This window comes from Bacillus sp. FSL L8-0654, assembly GCF_038629965.1.
GTDB lineage: Bacteria > Bacillota > Bacilli > Bacillales > Bacillaceae > Bacillus > Bacillus safensis.
The window spans coordinates 1,673,331-1,692,075 of record NZ_CP152026.1 but is presented as its reverse complement, the minus strand read 5'-3'; the positions used below and the strand labels follow the sequence as shown (position 1 = coordinate 1,692,075).

General features: G+C 39.9%; 23 protein-coding genes and 2 pseudogenes. 9 read left to right on the top strand and 16 right to left on the bottom strand.

Annotated features, from left to right (window positions below; all coding sequences use genetic code 11):
- Nucleotides 1-148: 148 nt before the first annotated feature.
- On the top strand, nucleotides 149-1,027 hold the full coding sequence (locus MHH65_RS08545) for a LysR family transcriptional regulator (RefSeq protein WP_024427049.1): 879 nt from the start codon (nucleotides 149-151) through the stop codon (nucleotides 1,025-1,027).
- Nucleotides 1,028-1,047: 20 nt separating this feature from the next.
- Here MHH65_RS08545 and MHH65_RS08540 read toward each other — a convergent pair.
- Both MHH65_RS08540 and MHH65_RS08535 read right to left on the bottom strand, forming a co-directional pair.
- Nucleotides 1,048-1,332: pseudogene (locus MHH65_RS08540) on the bottom strand (aspartate phosphatase); the annotation flags it as partial.
- A 152-nt stretch (nucleotides 1,333-1,484) separates the two neighbouring features.
- On the bottom strand, nucleotides 1,485-1,904 hold the full coding sequence (locus tag MHH65_RS08535) for a MarR family transcriptional regulator (protein WP_024427048.1): 420 nt from the start codon (nucleotides 1,902-1,904) through the stop codon (nucleotides 1,485-1,487).
- A gap of 112 nt (nucleotides 1,905-2,016) precedes the next feature.
- On the opposite strand from MHH65_RS08535, the gene MHH65_RS08530 reads away from it, so the two are divergent.
- Complete coding sequence (locus tag MHH65_RS08530; RefSeq protein ID WP_098676905.1) at nucleotides 2,017-3,003, top strand: YhdH/YhfP family quinone oxidoreductase; 987 nt, start codon at nucleotides 2,017-2,019, stop codon at nucleotides 3,001-3,003.
- Between the two features lie 428 nt (nucleotides 3,004-3,431).
- Here MHH65_RS08530 and glnA read toward each other — a convergent pair whose 3' ends face one another.
- The 5 genes from glnA to spoVK form a co-directional block, all read right to left on the bottom strand.
- Complete coding sequence (gene glnA, locus MHH65_RS08525) at nucleotides 3,432-4,766, bottom strand: type I glutamate--ammonia ligase (protein ID WP_024427046.1); 1,335 nt, start codon at nucleotides 4,764-4,766, stop codon at nucleotides 3,432-3,434.
- Between the two features lie 60 nt (nucleotides 4,767-4,826).
- The gene (locus tag MHH65_RS08520; RefSeq protein ID WP_041109160.1) at nucleotides 4,827-5,237 is read right to left on the bottom strand and encodes a MerR family transcriptional regulator; all 411 of its coding nucleotides are present in this window, start codon (nucleotides 5,235-5,237) and stop codon (nucleotides 4,827-4,829) included.
- Nucleotides 5,238-5,328: 91 nt separating this feature from the next.
- On the bottom strand, nucleotides 5,329-6,609 hold the full coding sequence (locus MHH65_RS08515) for an aminotransferase class I/II-fold pyridoxal phosphate-dependent enzyme (protein ID WP_098676904.1): 1,281 nt from the start codon (nucleotides 6,607-6,609) through the stop codon (nucleotides 5,329-5,331).
- A 6-nt stretch (nucleotides 6,610-6,615) separates the two neighbouring features.
- Nucleotides 6,616-7,887: a GTPase HflX gene (gene hflX, locus MHH65_RS08510; protein WP_268414413.1), complete on the bottom strand. Its 1,272-nt coding sequence runs from the start codon at nucleotides 7,885-7,887 to the stop codon at nucleotides 6,616-6,618.
- Between the two features lie 121 nt (nucleotides 7,888-8,008).
- Entirely contained in the window at nucleotides 8,009-8,968 is a 960-nt protein-coding gene (gene spoVK, locus MHH65_RS08505) for a stage V sporulation protein K (RefSeq protein WP_024424083.1), read from the bottom strand.
- A 320-nt stretch (nucleotides 8,969-9,288) separates the two neighbouring features.
- Between spoVK and MHH65_RS08500 the strand changes: the two genes are divergently transcribed.
- Nucleotides 9,289-10,047: an N-acetylmuramoyl-L-alanine amidase gene (locus tag MHH65_RS08500; RefSeq protein WP_061109893.1), complete on the top strand. Its 759-nt coding sequence runs from the start codon at nucleotides 9,289-9,291 to the stop codon at nucleotides 10,045-10,047.
- Nucleotides 10,048-10,114: 67 nt separating this feature from the next.
- Here the strand turns inward: MHH65_RS08500 and MHH65_RS08495 are convergent, their stop codons facing one another.
- From MHH65_RS08495 to MHH65_RS08455, 9 genes are all read right to left on the bottom strand, one after another.
- Nucleotides 10,115-10,732 carry a hypothetical protein gene (locus MHH65_RS08495; RefSeq protein ID WP_024424084.1) on the bottom strand — a complete coding sequence of 206 codons (618 nt, stop codon included), beginning with the start codon at nucleotides 10,730-10,732 and terminating at the stop codon, nucleotides 10,115-10,117.
- 88 nt (nucleotides 10,733-10,820) lie between these two features.
- Nucleotides 10,821-11,801, bottom strand: a complete 981-nt coding sequence (gene nrdF, locus MHH65_RS08490; RefSeq protein ID WP_024424085.1) for a class 1b ribonucleoside-diphosphate reductase subunit beta — start codon at nucleotides 11,799-11,801, stop codon at nucleotides 10,821-10,823.
- Between the two features lie 17 nt (nucleotides 11,802-11,818).
- A complete protein-coding gene (nrdE, locus tag MHH65_RS08485; RefSeq protein WP_024424086.1) occupies nucleotides 11,819-13,921 on the bottom strand; it encodes a class 1b ribonucleoside-diphosphate reductase subunit alpha in 2,103 nt (700 codons plus the stop codon).
- Nucleotides 13,881-14,273: a class Ib ribonucleoside-diphosphate reductase assembly flavoprotein NrdI gene (gene nrdI, locus MHH65_RS08480; protein WP_008360380.1), complete on the bottom strand. Its 393-nt coding sequence runs from the start codon at nucleotides 14,271-14,273 to the stop codon at nucleotides 13,881-13,883. Before nrdI ends, nrdE begins: the two co-directional genes overlap by 41 nt.
- A gap of 265 nt (nucleotides 14,274-14,538) precedes the next feature.
- On the bottom strand, nucleotides 14,539-14,751 hold the full coding sequence (locus MHH65_RS08475; RefSeq protein ID WP_003212415.1) for a hypothetical protein: 213 nt from the start codon (nucleotides 14,749-14,751) through the stop codon (nucleotides 14,539-14,541).
- Between the two features lie 79 nt (nucleotides 14,752-14,830).
- On the bottom strand, nucleotides 14,831-15,151 hold the full coding sequence (locus MHH65_RS08470; protein ID WP_024427040.1) for a YmzC family protein: 321 nt from the start codon (nucleotides 15,149-15,151) through the stop codon (nucleotides 14,831-14,833).
- Between the two features lie 167 nt (nucleotides 15,152-15,318).
- Complete coding sequence (gene hfq, locus MHH65_RS08465; RefSeq protein WP_024424088.1) at nucleotides 15,319-15,540, bottom strand: RNA chaperone Hfq; 222 nt, start codon at nucleotides 15,538-15,540, stop codon at nucleotides 15,319-15,321.
- Nucleotides 15,541-15,565: 25 nt separating this feature from the next.
- Nucleotides 15,566-16,522, bottom strand: a complete 957-nt coding sequence (gene miaA, locus MHH65_RS08460; RefSeq protein ID WP_098676901.1) for a tRNA (adenosine(37)-N6)-dimethylallyltransferase MiaA — start codon at nucleotides 16,520-16,522, stop codon at nucleotides 15,566-15,568.
- 70 nt (nucleotides 16,523-16,592) lie between these two features.
- Nucleotides 16,593-16,994 carry a YmaF family protein gene (locus MHH65_RS08455; protein WP_172881614.1) on the bottom strand — a complete coding sequence of 134 codons (402 nt, stop codon included), beginning with the start codon at nucleotides 16,992-16,994 and terminating at the stop codon, nucleotides 16,593-16,595.
- A 104-nt stretch (nucleotides 16,995-17,098) separates the two neighbouring features.
- Here MHH65_RS08455 and MHH65_RS08450 point away from each other — a divergent pair, with 104 nt between their 5' ends.
- From MHH65_RS08450 to MHH65_RS08425, 6 genes and pseudogenes are all read left to right on the top strand, one after another.
- Nucleotides 17,099-17,362, top strand: coding sequence for a spore coat protein (locus MHH65_RS08450; protein ID WP_268420730.1), 264 nt, complete (start codon nucleotides 17,099-17,101; stop codon nucleotides 17,360-17,362).
- A gap of 135 nt (nucleotides 17,363-17,497) precedes the next feature.
- A pseudogene (locus MHH65_RS08445) lies at nucleotides 17,498-17,575 on the top strand (TetR/AcrR family transcriptional regulator); the annotation flags it as partial.
- A 3-nt stretch (nucleotides 17,576-17,578) separates the two neighbouring features.
- Nucleotides 17,579-17,758: a hypothetical protein gene (locus MHH65_RS08440; protein WP_268414405.1), complete on the top strand. Its 180-nt coding sequence runs from the start codon at nucleotides 17,579-17,581 to the stop codon at nucleotides 17,756-17,758.
- 182 nt (nucleotides 17,759-17,940) lie between these two features.
- Nucleotides 17,941-18,021 (top strand): hypothetical protein, encoded by an 81-nt coding sequence (locus MHH65_RS08435; RefSeq protein ID WP_231506883.1) that lies wholly within the window; start codon nucleotides 17,941-17,943, stop codon nucleotides 18,019-18,021.
- 2 nt (nucleotides 18,022-18,023) lie between these two features.
- Nucleotides 18,024-18,341: a multidrug efflux SMR transporter gene (locus MHH65_RS08430; protein WP_024424092.1), complete on the top strand. Its 318-nt coding sequence runs from the start codon at nucleotides 18,024-18,026 to the stop codon at nucleotides 18,339-18,341.
- Nucleotides 18,342-18,356: 15 nt separating this feature from the next.
- Nucleotides 18,357-18,725, top strand: a complete 369-nt coding sequence (locus tag MHH65_RS08425; protein WP_024424093.1) for a multidrug efflux SMR transporter — start codon at nucleotides 18,357-18,359, stop codon at nucleotides 18,723-18,725.
- Nucleotides 18,726-18,745: the final 20 nt, after the last annotated feature.

The following is an 18,745-nucleotide window of genomic DNA, read 5'->3' as shown; positions in this document are numbered from 1 at the left end:
AGGTTATGATGATCATCACCTTAATGAGTATGATTAGCCTCACTTATTGTCTCGGATTATATCTTGAAGTTCTATTTTCTTTTATGGTACATTAAGTTCCAATATAAATGAAATGCATATTAATCATACAGGAGATAACAAAAACGCTATGAATAGATCGCAAATTCAACTAATTGTCCAAATTTCTGAAACAGGAAGTTTTACAAAAGCCGGTGAGGAATTACATATGACACAGCCGGCTGTAAGTCGAGCCGTAGCTACAATTGAATCGCAACTAGGAACAAAGTTAATTGAAAGAGATAAGAAAAATGGCTTATTTTTCACAGATATAGGAGAACGTATATTAGTTATTTTCAGGAAGGTTCTAAGTGAATTACAAAAAGTAGATGAATTAGTTGCAGCTGAACAAGGGTTAGAGATTGGGAAGATACATATAGGAGCTTACCGAACTGCTTGTACTAGATTTATTCCTAAAATCATACGTGCAATGGAGAATCAATATCCAGGCCTAGAAATCAAACTTTCAGAAGGGAGTGTAGATCAAGTTAAAGAGTGGTTACGTTCTAAATACATTGATGTGGGCATTATTATTCCTCCTGATAAAGATTTTGATACCGTACATTTAATGAAAGATCAACTGATTGTACTGATGCATTCAAGCCATCCTTTATATCAGAAAGAAATAATAAGTATTCCCGACTTACAAGGTGAAGATATACTATTGGGGAAAGGGGGTTATGAGGTACAAGTTCATGATTTATTTAAAAAGTATAACGTAACTCCTCACGTTCGGTTTGAAATGGAGTATATAGAGACAGGATTAAGTATGATACAAGAAGGTTTAGGAATAACCATTACAACTAAAAAAAATATTTGGTCACTGCCAGACCAAGTCGTTTTTCGTGAATTAACACCAGATACGTTCAGAGATATCAATATTGCAGTGCTTGATATGAAAGATATATCCAAAGCAACAGATGCCTTTATTCAAACAGCTCTTAGGCTTTTTGCTACCGAAGATGGTTAACTGTCTCTGGATAATTTTTAGTATTGCAGCATACCAGAAAGTTGATGATTCGACTTTTCGATTTTATCAACGAAGTCTGCAATAGATAAAGACCGCTGCTGTGAGGATTTTATATTAACAAGCATAAGCTGATGGCGGAAGCAAATTAATTGATAGTAGATCAGTAAATCCTGGTCTTCTTCTATTTATTCAATCTTTTGTTCTACCTCAGCTTTCAAAATCTCTGCGTCTGGAACACTGAATTGCCGGATCATTTTATACCATTCATTTATTTTCACACCAACATGTGAAAGAACTGTCTCCATGCCTCACTCTCCTTCCACCAAATCTCCTTATGTGACATTTATTATGACTTGCAGAAATTTACAAATCATCGAACAGAAACCGCAAAAAGGCTCCAGTAAAAGAGCTTTTTTGCGGTTATGGATTTAATATGAAGCTTGTTTATAAAAATACATCATTGAAAATTATTTATAATTGTATTCAATGCTTTCTTTAGCACAACCTTATCATGTTTTGACAAGTTTTGAAGCGCTGTTTTGTTCAGCTCAATTGTTGCTGCTTCAACTTTATCTCTAATGACTAAAGATTTTTGAGTAGCATCTACTAAAATATTTCTTCGATTTTTTGGATCTATTGTGCGTTCAATTAAGTCAGCTTTTTGCATTTTATCTAAAATTCCAGAAACTGTTGAGGCTTCTAAATACACAAGTTCTCCAATTTGTTTGGGAGATAGCTGGCCCTCTCTCCACAAACAGTTCAACACACCATATTGAGCGGGTGTCAAATCACATTCCTCTAAAAGCTTACTAAAGTACTTAAACACTTTATTTTGACTAACACTTAGTAAAAAATTTATGCACTCTGATAATTCCATCGTATCTCCCCCACATTGACTTTACCTATAATATCATGGTAGTTTTTTAATTGAAATACTTTTGCACCGGAAATGTTTTGTCATAATATATTTTTAGAGAGGAAGATAAATAATGGATTCATTTAAAGCGATTCTAGTTACAGAAAAAAATGATCAAGTTAGTTACGATCTTCAAAATGTAAGTGTTAATGATTTATCTGAGGGAGAAGTATTAATTAAAGTTGCATATTCTTCAATCAATTATAAAGATATGCTGGCCGTTCAAAAAAATGGAGGTGTTATTCGTAACTATCCAATGATTCCCGGAATTGATCTAAGTGGAACTATCGTTCATACAACAGATAATCGTTTCGTAGAGGGTCAACAAGTTATTGTCACAGGTTTCGCATTGGGCATGAGCCACACTGGAGGTTTTTCAGAATATGCTAGAGTACCTGCGGATTGGATTGTTCCTTTGCCAAATAACTTGACTTTAAAAGAAGCAATGATTTTTGGAACAGCAGGCTTTACTGCTGCTCTTTCGATCATGGCTTTACAGGAAAATGGTATGAATACAAAAAATCAACCTAATATACTCGTTACGGGCTCAACTGGTGGAGTTGGTAGCATCTCTATACAATTATTATCTAAAATTGGGTACAAAAATATCTTTGCTTTAGTGCGTAAAGATAATCAAGTTGACATAGCAAAATCTTTAGGAGCAAATGATGTCATTTTTGCAAACCAGTTAGGAGAGTTAAAAAAACCATTAAACAAGCAAAAATTTGACTTCGTATTAGATACTGTTGGAGGAGATGTAGCTTCTGTATTAATCCCTCAAATTTCTTACGGTGGAAGCATGAGCATGTGCGGAAATGCAGGTGGAATTAAATTAACAACAACTGTGTTACCTTTTATTTTAAGAGGGATCAACCTTCTGGGGATCGATTCTGTAAATGTGCCAATCAATAAACGCAAAGTAATTTGGAACGAGATAGCAAACGAATGGAATATCTCCCAAACGACTCTAGTCAATGAGATTACTCTCGATACGTTACCTGAAAAAATTGAAGCCATTAAAAATGGCCAACATTTAGGAAGAACAATTATTAAATATTAAAATAAAACAAACTTTATTACACAAGACAAAAATTGAATTTATTGATACAGCTACCCCATCCGGTTCAAGATGGGGTACATTTGTTTTAATATCCCGGATAGAAGTATACAGCAACCAGAGTCTTTTACTGATAATTAAAACTCTTGATTTTAGAGCAAAAAATCAAATGATCTATTGAGACCCAAAACCTTTACATCAATACGGCTCATAACATGACGCTAGACTCGTTCTTAATGACGTTTACCTGTATGAGTTGAATTTAGTAACTCTAATTGAAAGATGGATATCCCCTACCGAAATCATTTTTATTCAATGCATATGAACGTATGCTTAAACAAGCAGCCACACCGAAAATGCTCATCTATGCCCTTCGTTATACCCCAAAAAACAAAAACCCCCTGAAGCCAATGGCTCCAAGGGGTTTTTTATTAATACTGAGACATATACTGATCGCGTTCCCATGGGTGTACTTGGGTGCGGAACATATCCCATTCAATTTCTTTTGATTCGATGAAGTGCTCGAATAGGTGATCGCCTAGTGCGTTGATCATGACTTCGTTTGATTTCAGCAGCTCGAGTGCTTCTGCAAGTGTTGCAGGAAGGTCAGAGATGCCATTTTCAAGACGCTCTTCTTTGTCCATGACATAGATGTTTCTGTCGATTGGTGCTGGTGCTTCTAGTTTGTTTTTGATTCCGTCTAGACCTGCTGCAAGTAATACGCTTAGTGCAAGGTATGGGTTTGCAGATGGGTCTACGCTGCGCACTTCTACGCGTGTACTGATGCCGCGTGATGCCGGGATACGGATCAATGGGCTGCGGTTTTGTGCACTCCATGCCACATAGCAAGGTGCTTCATAGCCAGGTACAAGACGCTTGTAAGAGTTTACAGTTGGGTTTGTGACCGCTGTAAAGCTTGTTGCGTGCTTGACGATACCTGCGATAAAGTGTCTAGCCGTCTCGCTTAATTGTAAATCTGCTTTTTCATCAAAGAATGCGTTTTTACCATTTTTGAATAATGATAGGTTACAGTGCATACCAGATCCGTTTACACCGAACAATGGTTTTGGCATGAATGTCGCATGAAGACCATGCTTTCTCGCAATGGTTTTGACAACGAGTTTGAACGTTTGAATGTCATCACAAGAACGGATCGCGCCTGCATATTTGAAATCAATTTCGTGCTGCCCTGGTGCTACTTCGTGGTGAGATGCTTCAATTTCAAAGCCCATTTCTTCAAGCTCTAGTACGATGTCACGGCGGCAGTTTTCGCCTAGATCTGTTGGTGCTAGGTCAAAGTATCCGCCTTTATCGTTTAGTTCAAGCGTTGGCTCGCCTTTTTCATCTAATTTAAATAAGAAGAATTCTGGCTCAGGTCCAAGGTTGAAATCACTAAATCCTAGTTCTTCCATTTCCTTCAAGATACGCTTTAAGTTGTTACGCGGGTCTCCATCAAATGGTGTCCCGTCTGGCTTATAAATGTCACAAATAAAGCGTGCAACTTTACCTTTTTCTGCTGTCCAAGGGAAAATAACAAATGTGTTTAGATCTGGGTATAGGTACATATCTGATTCTTCGATACGTACGAATCCTTCAATAGATGAACCGTCAAACATACATTTGTTATCGAGAGCTTTTTCTAACTGGCTCACAGGAATCTCAACATTTTTAATCGTTCCGAGAATGTCTGTAAATTGCAGACGGATGTACTTTACGTTTTCCTCATTTACTAATTTTACGATATCTTCTCTTGTGTACTTTGCCATTTCGTAAAACTCCTCCCCTACAAAAGGTAAAATGTGTATAGCAATGCTTTTGCTAATTGGTTAACGGAAGAACCTTGACATATCCCCCTGCCTAAAGGTCGTTCCTTGTTGGAAACGTCCAGCCTGAATGAGTTCCTTCTTCAGTAGCTTCCTGAGTTCATCATCTGTCAAGTTGTGCTTAGCTGTAGCTTTTTCATCCGTCTTTGTATCAGACGATGGATTTTCTGCCTCAGCTTTGGCAAAAAGCTTTTTGATTCCTGCCATGTTTACACCTTGTTCGATGAGGTTTTTAATTTCTAGTAATTTATCAACATCATGAAAAGAAAATAATCGGCGATTTCCATCACTTCTTGCTGGAAATACTAAACCATTTTCCTCATAATAGCGAATTTGTCTTGCAGATAATTCTGTTAGCTGCATGACAATCCCAATTGGGAATAAAGGCATTGAGCGGCGAATGTTATCACTCATCTCAACTGTCTCCTCCTCTTTGCTTAAATTTATTATATGTCATGTTATATTATGTGTCAACAATATGTTAGGAATATTAACATGGATTTTTTTATTGAGCAGGTACTTCAATAAAACCTTGTTCCAATAAGGCATCGACAGCACTGCAAATCGCATTTTTCACATGGGCATACGTGAGTCCGCCTTGAACATAGGCAGTATAAGGCGGTCTGATCGGACCATCGGCTGATAATTCGATACTGGCCCCTTGTACAAAGGTGCCCGCTGCCATAATGACATCGTCCTCGTAGCCCGGCATATAGCTTGCATGTGGTGTGACGTGACTGTTAATCGGAGATGCATACTGGATTGCCTGACAGAATGCAATCATTTTTTTAGGATCTCCAAATTCGACTGATTGAATCAAATCCGTTCTTTTCGCATTCCACGCTGGGTTTGTTTGGAATCCGAGCTTCTCAAGAAAACGAGCCGTAAACACTGCGCCTTTTAAGCTTTGAGCGACAACATGCGGCGCCAAGAAAAAGCCTTGATACATTTCCTGAAGCGCATACAGCGATGCACCCGCTTCACTGCCGATGCCTGGAGATGTCATCCGATAAGAGCAGGCTTCTACCCATTTTTCTTTTCCAACGATGTAGCCGCCTGTTTTGGCAAGGCCTCCGCCTGGGTTTTTAATGAGTGAACCGGCCATGAGGTCAGCTCCGACATGACATGGCTCTTTTAATTCAGTAAATTCACCATAACAGTTATCTACAAACACAATGATTTCTTCATTCATCTCTTTCACAAATGAAATCATTTGCTCAATTTCTTCTATAGTAAAGGAGGGTCTTGACGCATAGCCTTTCGAACGCTGAATGCCGATGACTTTTGTTTTAGAGGAAATCGACTCTTTTACTTTCTCATAATCGACGGATCCATCTTGTCGTAAATCAATGGCTTTGTAGTCAATCTGGAAGTCTTTTAATGAGCCTGTCCCTTCTTTCCCGCGAATCCCGACAATTTCTTCTAGCGTATCGTATGGTTTTCCCGTCATATAGATCAATTCATCGCCAGGTCTCAGCACACCAAATAAGGCAATGGAAATCGCGTGTGTGCCGGAAATGATTTGCGGACGCACAAGCCCGCTTTCTCCGCCGAAGACATCCGCATAAATCTTTTCTAATGTGTCTCTCCCCATATCATCGTAGCCATATCCAGTCGTCGGATTAAAGTGAGAGTCACTGACTTTGTGCTTTCGATAGCTTTCAAGCACCCGCCACTCATTTTGTTCGCTCTTTTGATCAATTTGCTGATGCACGTGTAAAATCTCTTGTTCTGTTTCTGCTGCTACTTTTTCTAAAATACTGCCGTGTTTTAATGTGTGAAACATCTTGATTTAATTCCTTTCCAACATATACTTCTTGATTTGACCTAAAATGGTCTGATCCTCACCACTAAATCCGGTGATATCATAAATCTCTGCTTCTTTTTGAAATTCTAGTGATTCCACAAGCGTTTCTGATTTTAATGCGGAGATGAGCTTCCCTTCAAACGCTGGAATCTTCACATGATATGGTTTTAAAAAGGCTTTTTTCAGCTCAGCCATAATATCCGCTTTTAACCTTTTTACATCTTCTTTGCGTCTAGCACTGATTAATATGTGGCGATGCTTTGAAGATGGGATGAAATCTGGTCTAATTTGATCTTCCTTGTTATAAACAGTCAGCATCGGAATTCGGTCCGCTTCTAATTCTTCTAAAAGCTCATGAACCGTTCGTTCGTGCCCTTCATAATCCTCATTAGAAGAGTCGATGACATGAAGCAAGTAATCGGCTTCCTTCACTTCTTCAAGGGTGGAACGAAATGCGGCAATCAGTGTGGTCGGAAGGTCTTGGATAAAGCCAACTGTATCTGAAATCAGCACACTGTAGCCAGATTCTAATGTCATCTTACGTGTCATTGGATCAAGTGTCGCAAACAGCAGGTCCTCTTCATGACTATCCGCTTCTGTTAATTGGTTAAACAAAGTTGATTTTCCGGCATTCGTATACCCGACAATGGCAATTTGGAACACACCATTTTTCTTTCGGCGCTCCCGGTATCTTGTTCGGTGTTCTTTGACTGCAGATAACTGCCCGTTAATTTCATGAATGCGGTTTCGAATATGGCGTCTGTCTGTTTCAAGTTTTGTTTCACCTGGACCTCTTGCGCCAATTCCGCCCCCTTGTCTTGAAAGGCTGATCCCTTGTCCACTTAGTCTCGGCAAGGCATACTGAAGCTGGGCAAGCTCTATTTGCAGCTTCCCCTCTCTTGTACGGGCTCTTTTTGCAAAGATATCTAAAATCAGTTGCGTACGATCAATAATTTTTACATCTAAAGCAGTCGCCAAAGCTTTTAGCTGGCTTGGAGAAAGCTCGTCATTAAAAATAATGACATCACATTCGAGTTCCTCGCAAAGCACTTCAAGTTCTTCTACTTTCCCTTTCCCGATATACGTTGCACTGTCTTGTCTATTTCTCTTCTGCGTCATCACGCTGACAGCTTCACCGCCAGCGGTTTTAGTTAAGGAAGCTAATTCTTCCATTGAGTATTGAAAGCGTTCATCCGTTACATGCGGCAATTGGCAGCCGACAAGGATCGCTTTTTCAGTCATTTCATGTTCATTCAACGTTAGTTGTTTCCTTTCTGTACTTAAGTTTTCAGTAGTACCATCATACCAAACACATCACACGTATACCACTATTCGGATGGTTTATTTTAGTGACTCTTTATAAAAAGGATACGCCATTTCAAGAAGGCGTATCCTCTTTCATTTGAAGATCGTGACTTTTAATGGTCAGCAGATCTTTTTTATCATAATGATCCACAAGAAGCAGTCTCATCGCCTGGGTTCGTATGGCTTTTTCAATGGTGTTTCGCACAAACCGGCCGTTGCTGAATTTTGCCGGGCTTGTGGTACTTTTAATGTGCATTAAATAATCCCGCAGCTTCCATTCGGCTTCTTGTGTAAATACATATTCTCTGTCTGCCATCATTCGTTTTGCAATATCCATGAGCTGATCGACTGTATAATCAGGAAAGCTGATGTTGATTGGAAATCTTGATTGCAGGCCGGGGTTTAAAGAAAGAAAATGATCCATTTCCTTGGAGTAGCCAGCAAGAATGAGAATGAATTCGTGCTGTTTGTCCTCCATATGTTTTACAAGGGTATCAATCGCTTCTTTTCCAAAATCCTTTTCTCCTCCGCGTGCAAGAGAATAGGCTTCGTCAATGAACAAAATACCACCTAATGATTTTTTAATTAAATCCCTTGTTTTTTGCGCTGTATGACCAATGTACTCTCCAACAAGATCACCTCGTTCTGCTTCAATTAAGTGACCCTTTGAGAGCACATTCATTTCAAAGAAAAGCTTCCCGACAAGTCTTGCAACTGTGGTTTTTCCTGTGCCAGGATTTCCTTTGAACATCATATGAAGCGCTTGTTTTCCTACCTTTAACCCTTGTTCCTGCCGTTTTTGATTAACAAAAATCCAAGCATAAATCTCTTTTATGTTTCGTTTCATTTCATCCATACCGACAAGGCTGTTCATTTCACGCTCTATTTCCCGTAAGATGCTGTGTTTTGCCTCATTTTTCTGCAAGGCTTCTAGGTATTCTGCCTCTGAGTCTGCATCAACCAATACTTGCTTTTGTCCGTTAAGTATAATATTGATTTGGCCGTTGTTTTTATATGTGACAGCTCGCTCCAACGTATTCACCTCTCGCTCTTCTCTCTTTATTCTATTCGGGTGGAGCTGTAATCGTGACAATCGCCCGCTTAAGCCCAAGTTTGCTGTCAAAATGACCCGAGATACCGAATATTGTAGGGATTTCTGCGGTTTCCCAGGAAATGATGTGCTATTTCCATTGTATTCATCCCGTTTGGGCGGACAAACCAACAATTTGCTTTTTCTTAGAAAAATGTAGCTTTTTAATCACAAATGATGCAGAAAAGAGTCTCAATGATTTCCGCATTTTGTACAGGCAATTCTTCTATTTTCTCATAAAATAAAGACGAGGTGATGAATAGATGGTGAAAATTTTTATTGATCCTGGCCACGGAGGAACAGATTCTGGAGCTAGTGCTAATGGACTTTTGGAGAAAAATATAACACTTCAAATCGCGCTTTTATTAAGAGACATTTTGATTAGTGAATATGATGGGGTTTCCGTCCGCTTAAGTCGTTCAACTGACCAATCCGTCACTTTGTCCCAGCGTACGAATGCGGCAAACAGCTGGGGGGCAAACTATTTCGTGTCTATTCATATTAATGCTGGCGGGGGCACAGGGTTTGAAAGCTATGTGTATCCTGGCGTTTCAGCACCGACCACCACGTATCGCAATGCCCTTCATGATGAAATTGTCCGCTCGGTTGATTTTGCGAACCGCGGCAAGAAAACTGCGAACTTCCACGTTCTTCGAGAAACTTCTATGCCCGCTATTTTAACAGAGAATGGTTTCATCGATACGGCAGCTGATGCTAATAAGCTCCGCAACGCAACCTTCCTTCAAGGCATCGCTCGCGCTCATGCGACTGGTCTAGAAGAAGCCTTTCAATTGAAAAAAAAAGCAAGTAATCTTTATAAAGTGCAGGCAGGAGCTTTCAAAGTGAAAGCCAATGCAGATGAATTAGCAGCAACACTTAAATCCAAAGGCTTTGACGCGTTTGTTGTATTAGACGGCGGCATGTTCCGAGTGCAAGCCGGGGCTTTCCGTACAAAGCAAAATGCAGATGATCTCGTCGCAAGATTGAAACAGGCCGGTCACGACGCATTCGTTTTCCAATAAGTTGAAGCTGTTGTAACGAAACAAACCGGCTCAAGTCTTCTGCTGAGCCGGTTTGTTGTGTATTCATTTACGCTAAGATGTTAACGACAAATTGAGACCATGTTTCAAGACGATCGAAGTATTCAGGCTTTTTCAAATCGGCTGCTTTCATCCATTTTCCTGAGATTTGATCTGTTTCTTTTACCTCTACATGAGCACCTGGAGATAGTTCAAGCGCTGATAACAGTCCGATGTGCACACGGCCGACACTGTTGTCATCGTCATTGATTAACCCAAGGGTTTTCATTTCAAGTTTGTCTTCTTCTTGAATTGAAAGTTCTTCGTCCAGCTCACGATCTGTATTTTCTTTTAGAATCTCAGCAAAGTTTTTTCCTTCGATGAAGTTCATATGCCCCCCAAAGCCAAGAGATAACTTATGATGTAAGCGAGTCTCTCCTCCGCCTTGAAGTCTTTCGTATACATACACTTCGTCCTCACGCTTAATCACGACATAAGGAATCGGCTGCTTGAAGTCAGGATTTTCTTCTGCATCGCCTCTTCGCATTTGCTCGAAGTGCTCTTCGATTTCTTTCATAATGGTGCTGATTGTTTTCTCTTCACTGTTCACACCATTAAACGCAAGTGTTTCGTTTTGAAACACGCGTGCGCGTGGTGCTACTAAAATGATTTCGTCCATTTTTCCCATGTTCGGTAACCTCCAGTATGTAACTATCACATTGTTAGAAATGGCAAAAAGCCAAAACGAGTGATGCGTTTTGACTTTTACGCTTTCCTTATGATTCATCTCCAAAGAAGAAATCGTCATCTTTTAACGGCTCAACTGTTGCTTTTTTGTAGCCGTTCCCTTTCATTGAGAAGAAGTCATGCGACTTTGTTTTTGTATTGAGTCCATTCAATACAATAGGGTTGATCTCTTCTTCTTCAAAGTAAGGGGCAAATCCAAGGTTCATTAACGCTTTATTGGCATTGTAACGAATGAACTTTTTCACATCATGCGATAAATTGACTTGGTCATAAATATCTTCAGTGTAATGAAGTTCATTTTCATAAAGCTCGTTTAAAAGGTCAATAGAGAAATCATACAGCTCTTTTTGCACGTCAGGTGTTTGTTTGTTGTAAATTTCTTGTGCTAATAATCCAACGTACACACCATGAATCGCTTCATCACGCAAAATTAAGTTGATGATTTCACCGCTTTGCATGAGCTTTCCTTGCCCATAGAAATATAGCGGGTAGTAAAAACCACTATAAAATAGGAAGCTTTCTAAATAAACAGAAGCAACCATTGCTTTAAAGAGAGAAATAGGATCGTCCTTTTGAATCGAACGGTATAAACTGACAATCATATCTGCTTTCTTTTGCAGGAATTTATTCTTCTTGACCCATTCAAACACTTCACTGATCGTTTCAGTTGGTGCGAGTGTCATGAAGATATTTGAGTATGATTTCGCATGCACCGCATTTTCCATCATTGCCATAAAGTTGAGTACAGCTTTACGCTGATGGCCGTCCACATGTTCAGCAACAATCGGCATCCCTGTATTTCCTTGTTCTGTATCAAGTAAAGTCAGTCCAGCAAGTACCTTCATATACGTATCTCGCTCTTTTTCACCTAAATATTTCCATGTTAAGAGATCTCCGTTTAAGGAAATCTCTTCTGGAAGCCAGAACTGCTTTACATTTTGGTTGTAAAACATTTGTGTAAAATCGTCTTCGTGTTTTGACCAGTTGGCTGCATCATAAATTTTTGTCACGTTAAACTCTCCTTTAATCAAACAACACAAGAAAGACAGCCTTCCTGCCCTGTATCCTTCGTTCTTGCATAATAAAGTGTCTTAATGCCTTTATGGTGTGCATAAAGATCGATGCGGTTTAAATCACGCGTTGTCATCGTATCTTTTAAGAATAGTGTAAAGCTGATTCCTTGATCGACGTGCTGCTGAATTGTTGCGATCATATCGACCACTTTAAACATGTCCATATCGTACGCTTCTTTATAGAAGAACCAGTTTTGTGCTGAAAGACCTGGCATTGGGTAATAGGTTTTGCTGTTGCCGTATGTTCTTTCTTCGATACGTTCCATAATTGGCATCACAGAAGCTGTTGCCGATTGAACATAAGAAATGGAACCTGTTGGTGCAATACATAAACGATAGCTGTGATACATGCCATGTTCCGCTACAAATTCTTTGAGTGCGGCCCAATCTTCTTTTGTTGGAATGTGCATGCCTTCAAATAGTGCTGCTGCTTTTTCTGTTTTTGGTGTGAAATCATTCTCCACGTATTTATTGAAGTACTCACCAGTTGCATAGCCAGAGCCTTCATAACGATGGAATGTTTCTCCTTTTTCTTTCGCAAGCTCACTTGAGCGTTTAATTGAATAATAGTTCACCATCATAAAGAACGTATTTGCGAAATCTCTTGCTTCTTCACTTTCATAAGCAATTTGGTTTTGAGCTAAATACCCATGAAGGTTCATCGCACCAAGTCCGATTGACTTCATCGCTTTGTTCGCTTTTCGAACAGCTGGTGCATTGCGAATGTCTGTTGTTTCAGACACAAGTGTTAGTGAGTCTGTTGCAAGCTTAACCGTTTTTTCAATCGATTTGTTTTTCATGACATTCATGATATTTAATGAACCAAGGTTACAAGAAATATCAAGGCCGATTTCATCTTCTTGATCATAGTCCGTGTAAGAAGAAACCTCTGAAGCCTGAAGCACCTCTGAGCAAAGGTTTGAGAATTTCACTCGTGAAATATGGTTCAAGGCATGCTCTCTGTTTACATTATCTTGGAACATGATATATGGATAGCCTGATTCTGAGCGTAGAACAGCCAACTTTTCAAGAAGCTTTCTCGGATTGACTTTTTCTTTTTTGACTTTCGGGTTTTCTACAAGCTCGTCATACATTTCTTCCATGTCCATCTCATCAAGATGCTGTCCATATTCTTTATAGACTGTATGCGGATAGAAAGTGTAAGCTGTTTTATCTTCTCTAGCAAGCTCGATAAATTTATCCGGGATGACGACTCCAATGGATAGAGTTTTCACGCGAACATCTTCATCGGCAGAGATTTTTTTCGTATCTAAGAAATCATTGATATCTCTGTGGAAAATATTCAGGTAGGCGCTGCCTGATCCTTGTCTTTGCCCCATTTGATCTGCATATCTGAATGCATTATCAAGAAGCTTCATCACGCCGACGACACCTTTTGTCGCGTTTTCAACATCTTTGATTGCTTCGCCTTTTGCACGAAGTTTTGACAGGTTCAAACTGACGCCGCCGCCTAGTTTTGACAGCTGCATGGAAATATCAATCGCTCTTGAAATATCGTTTAGTGAGTCATTTACTTCAAGCAAGAAGCAGCTCACAAGCTCACCGCGTCTTTTACGTCCGGCGTTCAAGAAGGTTGGTGTACTTGGCTGGTACTCTTGATTGATCATCAGTTCTACAAACTCAAGTGCTTTTTCTTTATCCCCGCCCGCAAAGAAAAGTGCTACAACTGAAATGCGGTCTTCATAGCGTTCAAGGATTTTCTTTTTATCATTTGTTTTCAGTGCATAGTCATTGTAAAACTTAAATGCACTCATAAATGATGGGAATCTAAATTTTTTGGCATATGCAGCTTCAAAGACTTCTTTAATATCTGCCATGCTGTATTGTCTTAAAAATTCTTCCTCATAGTAGTCGTTTTCTATTAAGTAATCAATCTTCTCTTCTAGATTATGAAAAAAGACCGTGTTTTGATTAATGTAATCTACGAAATAACTATGTACAGCTTCTTTGTCCTTATCGAACTGAAACTTTCCTTCTTTTTGAATCATAATTTCGTTATTTAATTGTATCCACTTTGGAACCTGATTTTGTGACAATTCTTTCTACCTCCTGTGTAAACAATTCAACATCCCTTTTTGTTCCGCTTAGTTCAAAGGTGTGCAAAATAGGAACTTGATATTGTTTAGAAATCGTATCGGCGCTTTTTGCAAAATTATCTCCCCACACTTTGTTGCCACTCACCGCAACACCTAGTAAAAGGTGAGCATTTTTCTCTAAAAAGGACTGAGTGGTACTAGGGACTTGTCCAAATCCTGTCGTAAAGGTGACGAGAATAAACGGCGTATCCAAAAACTCTTCTCCAGTCAATTTTCGTTTGTCTGTAAAAGGGGTCTTGTCCAAAAAGCGTTGAACATTTCCTGTTTTTGAATCAAATACGATTTGAATCAATTCCATCACGACCTAGTTTTTAGTATTGTTGATCATTTCGCTATTCACTATATATAGTATACTATGTTTTTTCAAAACACAACATATAGATGTTCGAAACGAAAAAAATCAACCAACCCGGCCGAACCTTCATAGCCGAACTCGTACGTTCAAATAAATAGAGCAGAACAGGATCTAAAAATAGACTGCTCTACTCCCTATTCAACTGAAACCGAAATCTATCATAACACGAAAAAAAATCGCTTAGTAGACTAGACTTTTTGTTTTATTTTTTGTAGGCATCGCACTGTAAATCTTCTGACACTTCTGTAATTTCCACTTCAACACCTAATTCTTTTAGCACCGCTTCAAGCGCAGAAACGATTGAAGCTTCTCTCACTAATTCTTTCCCATTTACAGAAACACTCGTTCCATATTCGAAACAGGAATCGTCTTCACAAGTTTGTTCCCAATGATTAATTTTAATTTTATGTGTCATGAACTCATCCTTTTCTGTCTAGATGTCTGATGCATGATTATAGTGTAGCGGCTTCACATTCATTTGTAAATTTACGTGCTTACTCTTCTTCATCAGAGCCATCATCATATTCTTCGTCGTCCCATTCATCTATGTATTTCGTTGTAACGAGAGTCAGCTCTCCTTCTTTTTCATCAAATCGGTACACATGTACTTGATCATCTTTCACAACAGCAAAATGATTATTTTTTAGTGCAGCAGATGATGGTAAAACTCCATCTGCATTTTCATGAGAATGGTTATTCCAACTTTCTTGTCTCGTTTCAATGTTTGAGATAGCGCACGATCCAAACAAGACAACAATTCCAATCAAAAGGAGGATCACTCTAATCCTTCTTAATTCAAGCTCTGCATTTTCCATATGAATCCCCTCACCCTTCTAATATCCAATAAGGAATGATACGGAAAATTGGCAGAAAAGTTTCATTGCATGCAAAATAGCCCCTCTGCACTGACAAAAAACGTAGCGGGTTCCGGCCGGTTTATTCGCAGAGGCATGGGGCTATTTTAAATACAACATATCCTATTCTATTCTAATTCTAGATTTACATTCTTTTGAGGTGCAAATGTAGAAATAGCGTGTTTATAAATAAGCTGCTGCTTCCCTTCTGTTTCAAGCAGCACCGTGAAATTGTCAAACCCTTTCACTTGACCGCGAAGCTGAAAGCCATTCAGCAAGAATACTGTGACAAATGTATTGTCTTTGCGGATCTGATTCAAAAACTGCTCCTGAATATTAATCGGTTTCATGTTTCGTCCTCCTTGATTCTGATAACTACAGTTTCGCTTTAAGTCCAAGCTTTCCTGCTATATATGCGAAAATTTCCTCTTTTTTGTCTGAAAAGTGGCAAGGCGGTGTCATATCAAACCAAGTGACCGCCATTTTATTACGGAACCACGTGAACTGACGCTTCGCATATCTACGGGAATTTTGCTTTAATTGCTGGATGGCTTCATCAAGTGAGCAGTCACCTTGAAAATAGGCATACAGCTCTTTATAACCAATGGCTTGAACAGACTGACAATCCTTCAAGCCAGATTGATAAAGTGCTCTCACTTCTTCAATTAAGCCTTCATCTATCATCATATCAATTCTTTGATGAATGCGCTCGTACAAAACCTCTCGATCCATTTTCAGCCCAATGAAGGCTGTATCATAAAGAGGAACTTCTTGATGCCCGTTTTGCATCTCCGACATTTTCTGACCTGTTGTATGAATCACTTCCAGCGCCCGGATCACGCGGCGGACGTTATTTGGATGAATAGCGTTTGCCGCATCAGGATCTACTGCCTTTAGCTTTTCGTGCAGCAAAAGCGCGCCGTGCTGCTGTTCAAAGAGCGTCATTTCTTCTCTAAAAGCAGGATCACTTTTCTCATCCGTAAATGTGTAATCATATAAAACAGATTGGATATAGAGGCCTGTTCCGCCGACAATCATTGGCGTTTTCCCTCTAGCGGCAATCTCTTTGATTTTCGCACGAACCAGCTGCTGAAATTCAGCTGTCGAAAAAGATTCTTCCGGCTGTTTAATATCAATTAAATGATGCGGGATGCCATTCATTTCTTCGGGAGTGATTTTAGCTGTTCCGATATCCATCCCTTTATAAATCTGCATAGAATCCCCGCTGATAATCTCTCCATTAAATGCTTTGGCTATATCAATGCTCAATTTGGTTTTGCCGACAGCCGTCGGCCCTACTAATACGATTACTGGCTGCTTCGCTTTATTCATAACATCACTCACTTTTACAAAACTGCCTACAGTATAGCATAACTTTTCTTACTCTCCTATCTCCTGCCCATTACCAGCCAAGCGGTTCATTTCCAACCACTTCATATGTTTTTCCTTTTAAACGATGCTTATGTGTTGGCTGATTCTCATCTGGACTATAGACGACACCTCCATATGGGATGGGAACAGAATCGATGTAGGCAGGATAGGTGACTTCCTCAATCTCGTGATAATGTGTTCCATCCACTCTAGGAATTGCCGGCCCTGTGATACCGTAGTACCTGTGAAAATGCCCTCTTTCAAAGGAGGTGATCCCCCGATAAAAATGAGTATGCCGGTCGGTACTGCTTCCATTTACAGGCTGAGAAATACCTTCTATTAAATGATAATGCCCCTCCGTTACATCTGTACGTGCTTTATATGCATGAGCATGCGGCGGACACTTTGCCCAATCAGATGGATACAGGCCCATTTCTAACATTCCTCCTTATATTAGGCGTTCACCCAAACATCTGTAGGCTGCTGGAATACACTGATGTCAGTTACAGTGATTTTATGAGAAAGGAGCCTTTTATTATGAATTATTTTGACGTACCTCCGTTTATCCAAGAAGACATGAGAAGACCTTTTGGATTTGGGTTTGGCCGACCTGGTTTTGGATTTGGGAGACCTGGTTTCGGATTTGGCCGCCCAGGCTTCGGCTTTGGAAGACCTGGATTCTTTGGACCTCCATTTTTAGGTGGTTTTGCTGGCGGCCTGCTTGCTGGATCTTTGCTTGCTCCAGGATTTGGATATCCTTATCCGCCATTTCCGCCATATGGACCATACCCTTGGTATTAAATATGACGTTTAAGTGAAAACATCCGTTCATAAAATGAATCGATTGACACACTCTTTTTTCATGAGTTAACATTTACTTTACCGACTGTTCAGTAAAGTAGGTGTTTTTTTTATGTCTAAAACCAAAAAGAGCAAATTTTTGATGCAGCTGCCAGTACGATTTTAAAAGAAGGGTTAAGCCAGCTCACCCTTCAGCAGGTGGCAGAGCATGCAAATATGACCAAAGCCGGTCTGCTTTATCATTTTTCAAGCAAGGAAGAGCTCATCCAACAAATGAATGAGCATGCGATTCTTTGCTTTCGTCAGCAGCTCGAGACGTATTACGAAACATACAAACACGAAAAAGCGCCTTATGTACGCGCATATTATATCTATTGGCCACATGACATGATCTAAATATGCAGCATACGACCCAGCTATGTACAAGTATGCTGGCTACATGTCATTTGATGATGCGCTGCTGCACCCTTGGCATGCTTTTTATGCGGAGTTCAAAGAAAAAGCAGCTGAGGAAATAAGCAGATCCTGCACTGAGTCAGCTGATCCGCCTTGTATGTGATGGGATATGGTTTTCAGAAATGTTTCAGCTTGAACCGCTGAAAAGAGAGGAAAAAAACCTTTTACTTCATCGGATTTTACACCTATTAGAGGAGGGATGATCATGATCCTCGGATATCTTTTTTTGGCTGTGGCCATTTTTTCAGAAGCCATTGGCGCCGCGATGTTAAAATTATCTCATGGCTTTACGCGCTGGAAGCCTAGCGCGGTTGTTGTGGCTGGCTATACACTTGCTTTTTATATGCTGTCATTGACGCTCAATATCATTCCGCTAAGCATGTCTTACGCAACATGGTCTGGGGTTGGTACGGTCCTCACGGCTATTTTTGGCGTGCTCTTTTTCAAAGAAACCTTGAACCAAAAAGCAGTCATTGGCATGGCGATGCTTGTCTCAGGGGTCGTACTATTAAATATGTCATAAAGGATGTGGGAGATGATGAAAGGAATACTCTACTTAACAGGAGCCATTTTGACGGAGGTTTTTGGAAGTACAATGCTGAAGCTTTCTCAAGGCTTTTCGCAGCTGCTGCCGAGTATCGGGGTACTGATCGGATTTGGATGCGCCTTTACTTTCCTGAGCTTGGCACTTAAAACCATCGAGCTCTCGTCTGCCTATGCAACCTGGTCTGGCGTTGGAACAGCTCTCACTGCTCTTGTAGGACTTGTGCTGTTTAACGAAACGATCAGCACGAAAGGCTACATCGGCCTTGCACTTGTCATCTGCGGCGTGATTGTCTTAAATCAATCCAAGAAGCAAAAGAACGAAACCAAAGCACAACTCGATCAAACCGAATGGACGTCATAAAAAAAGTCATTTTCTCCATA

What these genes read in the sequence shown, in the direction of transcription:
- MHH65_RS08535 (WP_024427048.1), bottom strand. Translation starts at nt 1,904, where the DNA reads ATGGAATTATCAGAGTGCATAAATTTTTTACTAAGTGTTAGTCAAAAT.
- hfq (WP_024424088.1), bottom strand. Translation starts at nt 15,540, where the DNA reads ATGAAACCGATTAATATTCAGGAGCAGTTTTTGAATCAGATCCGCAAA.
- MHH65_RS08520 (WP_041109160.1), bottom strand. Translation starts at nt 5,237, where the DNA reads ATGAGTGATAACATTCGCCGCTCAATGCCTTTATTCCCAATTGGGATT.
- MHH65_RS08495 (WP_024424084.1), bottom strand. Translation starts at nt 10,732, where the DNA reads ATGGGAAAAATGGACGAAATCATTTTAGTAGCACCACGCGCACGCGTG.
- MHH65_RS08475 (WP_003212415.1), bottom strand. Translation starts at nt 14,751, where the DNA reads ATGACACATAAAATTAAAATTAATCATTGGGAACAAACTTGTGAAGAC.
- MHH65_RS08545 (WP_024427049.1), top strand. Translation starts at nt 149, where the DNA reads ATGAATAGATCGCAAATTCAACTAATTGTCCAAATTTCTGAAACAGGA.
- MHH65_RS08450 (WP_268420730.1), top strand. Translation starts at nt 17,099, where the DNA reads ATGAATTATTTTGACGTACCTCCGTTTATCCAAGAAGACATGAGAAGA.
- miaA (WP_098676901.1), bottom strand. Translation starts at nt 16,522, where the DNA reads ATGAATAAAGCGAAGCAGCCAGTAATCGTATTAGTAGGGCCGACGGCT.
- MHH65_RS08470 (WP_024427040.1), bottom strand. Translation starts at nt 15,151, where the DNA reads ATGGAAAATGCAGAGCTTGAATTAAGAAGGATTAGAGTGATCCTCCTT.
- MHH65_RS08455 (WP_172881614.1), bottom strand. Translation starts at nt 16,994, where the DNA reads ATGGGCCTGTATCCATCTGATTGGGCAAAGTGTCCGCCGCATGCTCAT.
- MHH65_RS08425 (WP_024424093.1), top strand. Translation starts at nt 18,357, where the DNA reads ATGAAAGGAATACTCTACTTAACAGGAGCCATTTTGACGGAGGTTTTT.
- MHH65_RS08500 (WP_061109893.1), top strand. Translation starts at nt 9,289, where the DNA reads ATGGTGAAAATTTTTATTGATCCTGGCCACGGAGGAACAGATTCTGGA.
- MHH65_RS08435 (WP_231506883.1), top strand. Translation starts at nt 17,941, where the DNA reads ATGTTTCAGCTTGAACCGCTGAAAAGAGAGGAAAAAAACCTTTTACTT.
- MHH65_RS08515 (WP_098676904.1), bottom strand. Translation starts at nt 6,609, where the DNA reads ATGTTTCACACATTAAAACACGGCAGTATTTTAGAAAAAGTAGCAGCA.
- glnA (WP_024427046.1), bottom strand. Translation starts at nt 4,766, where the DNA reads ATGGCAAAGTACACAAGAGAAGATATCGTAAAATTAGTAAATGAGGAA.
- MHH65_RS08430 (WP_024424092.1), top strand. Translation starts at nt 18,024, where the DNA reads ATGATCCTCGGATATCTTTTTTTGGCTGTGGCCATTTTTTCAGAAGCC.
- MHH65_RS08440 (WP_268414405.1), top strand. Translation starts at nt 17,579, where the DNA reads ATGACCAAAGCCGGTCTGCTTTATCATTTTTCAAGCAAGGAAGAGCTC.
- MHH65_RS08530 (WP_098676905.1), top strand. Translation starts at nt 2,017, where the DNA reads ATGGATTCATTTAAAGCGATTCTAGTTACAGAAAAAAATGATCAAGTT.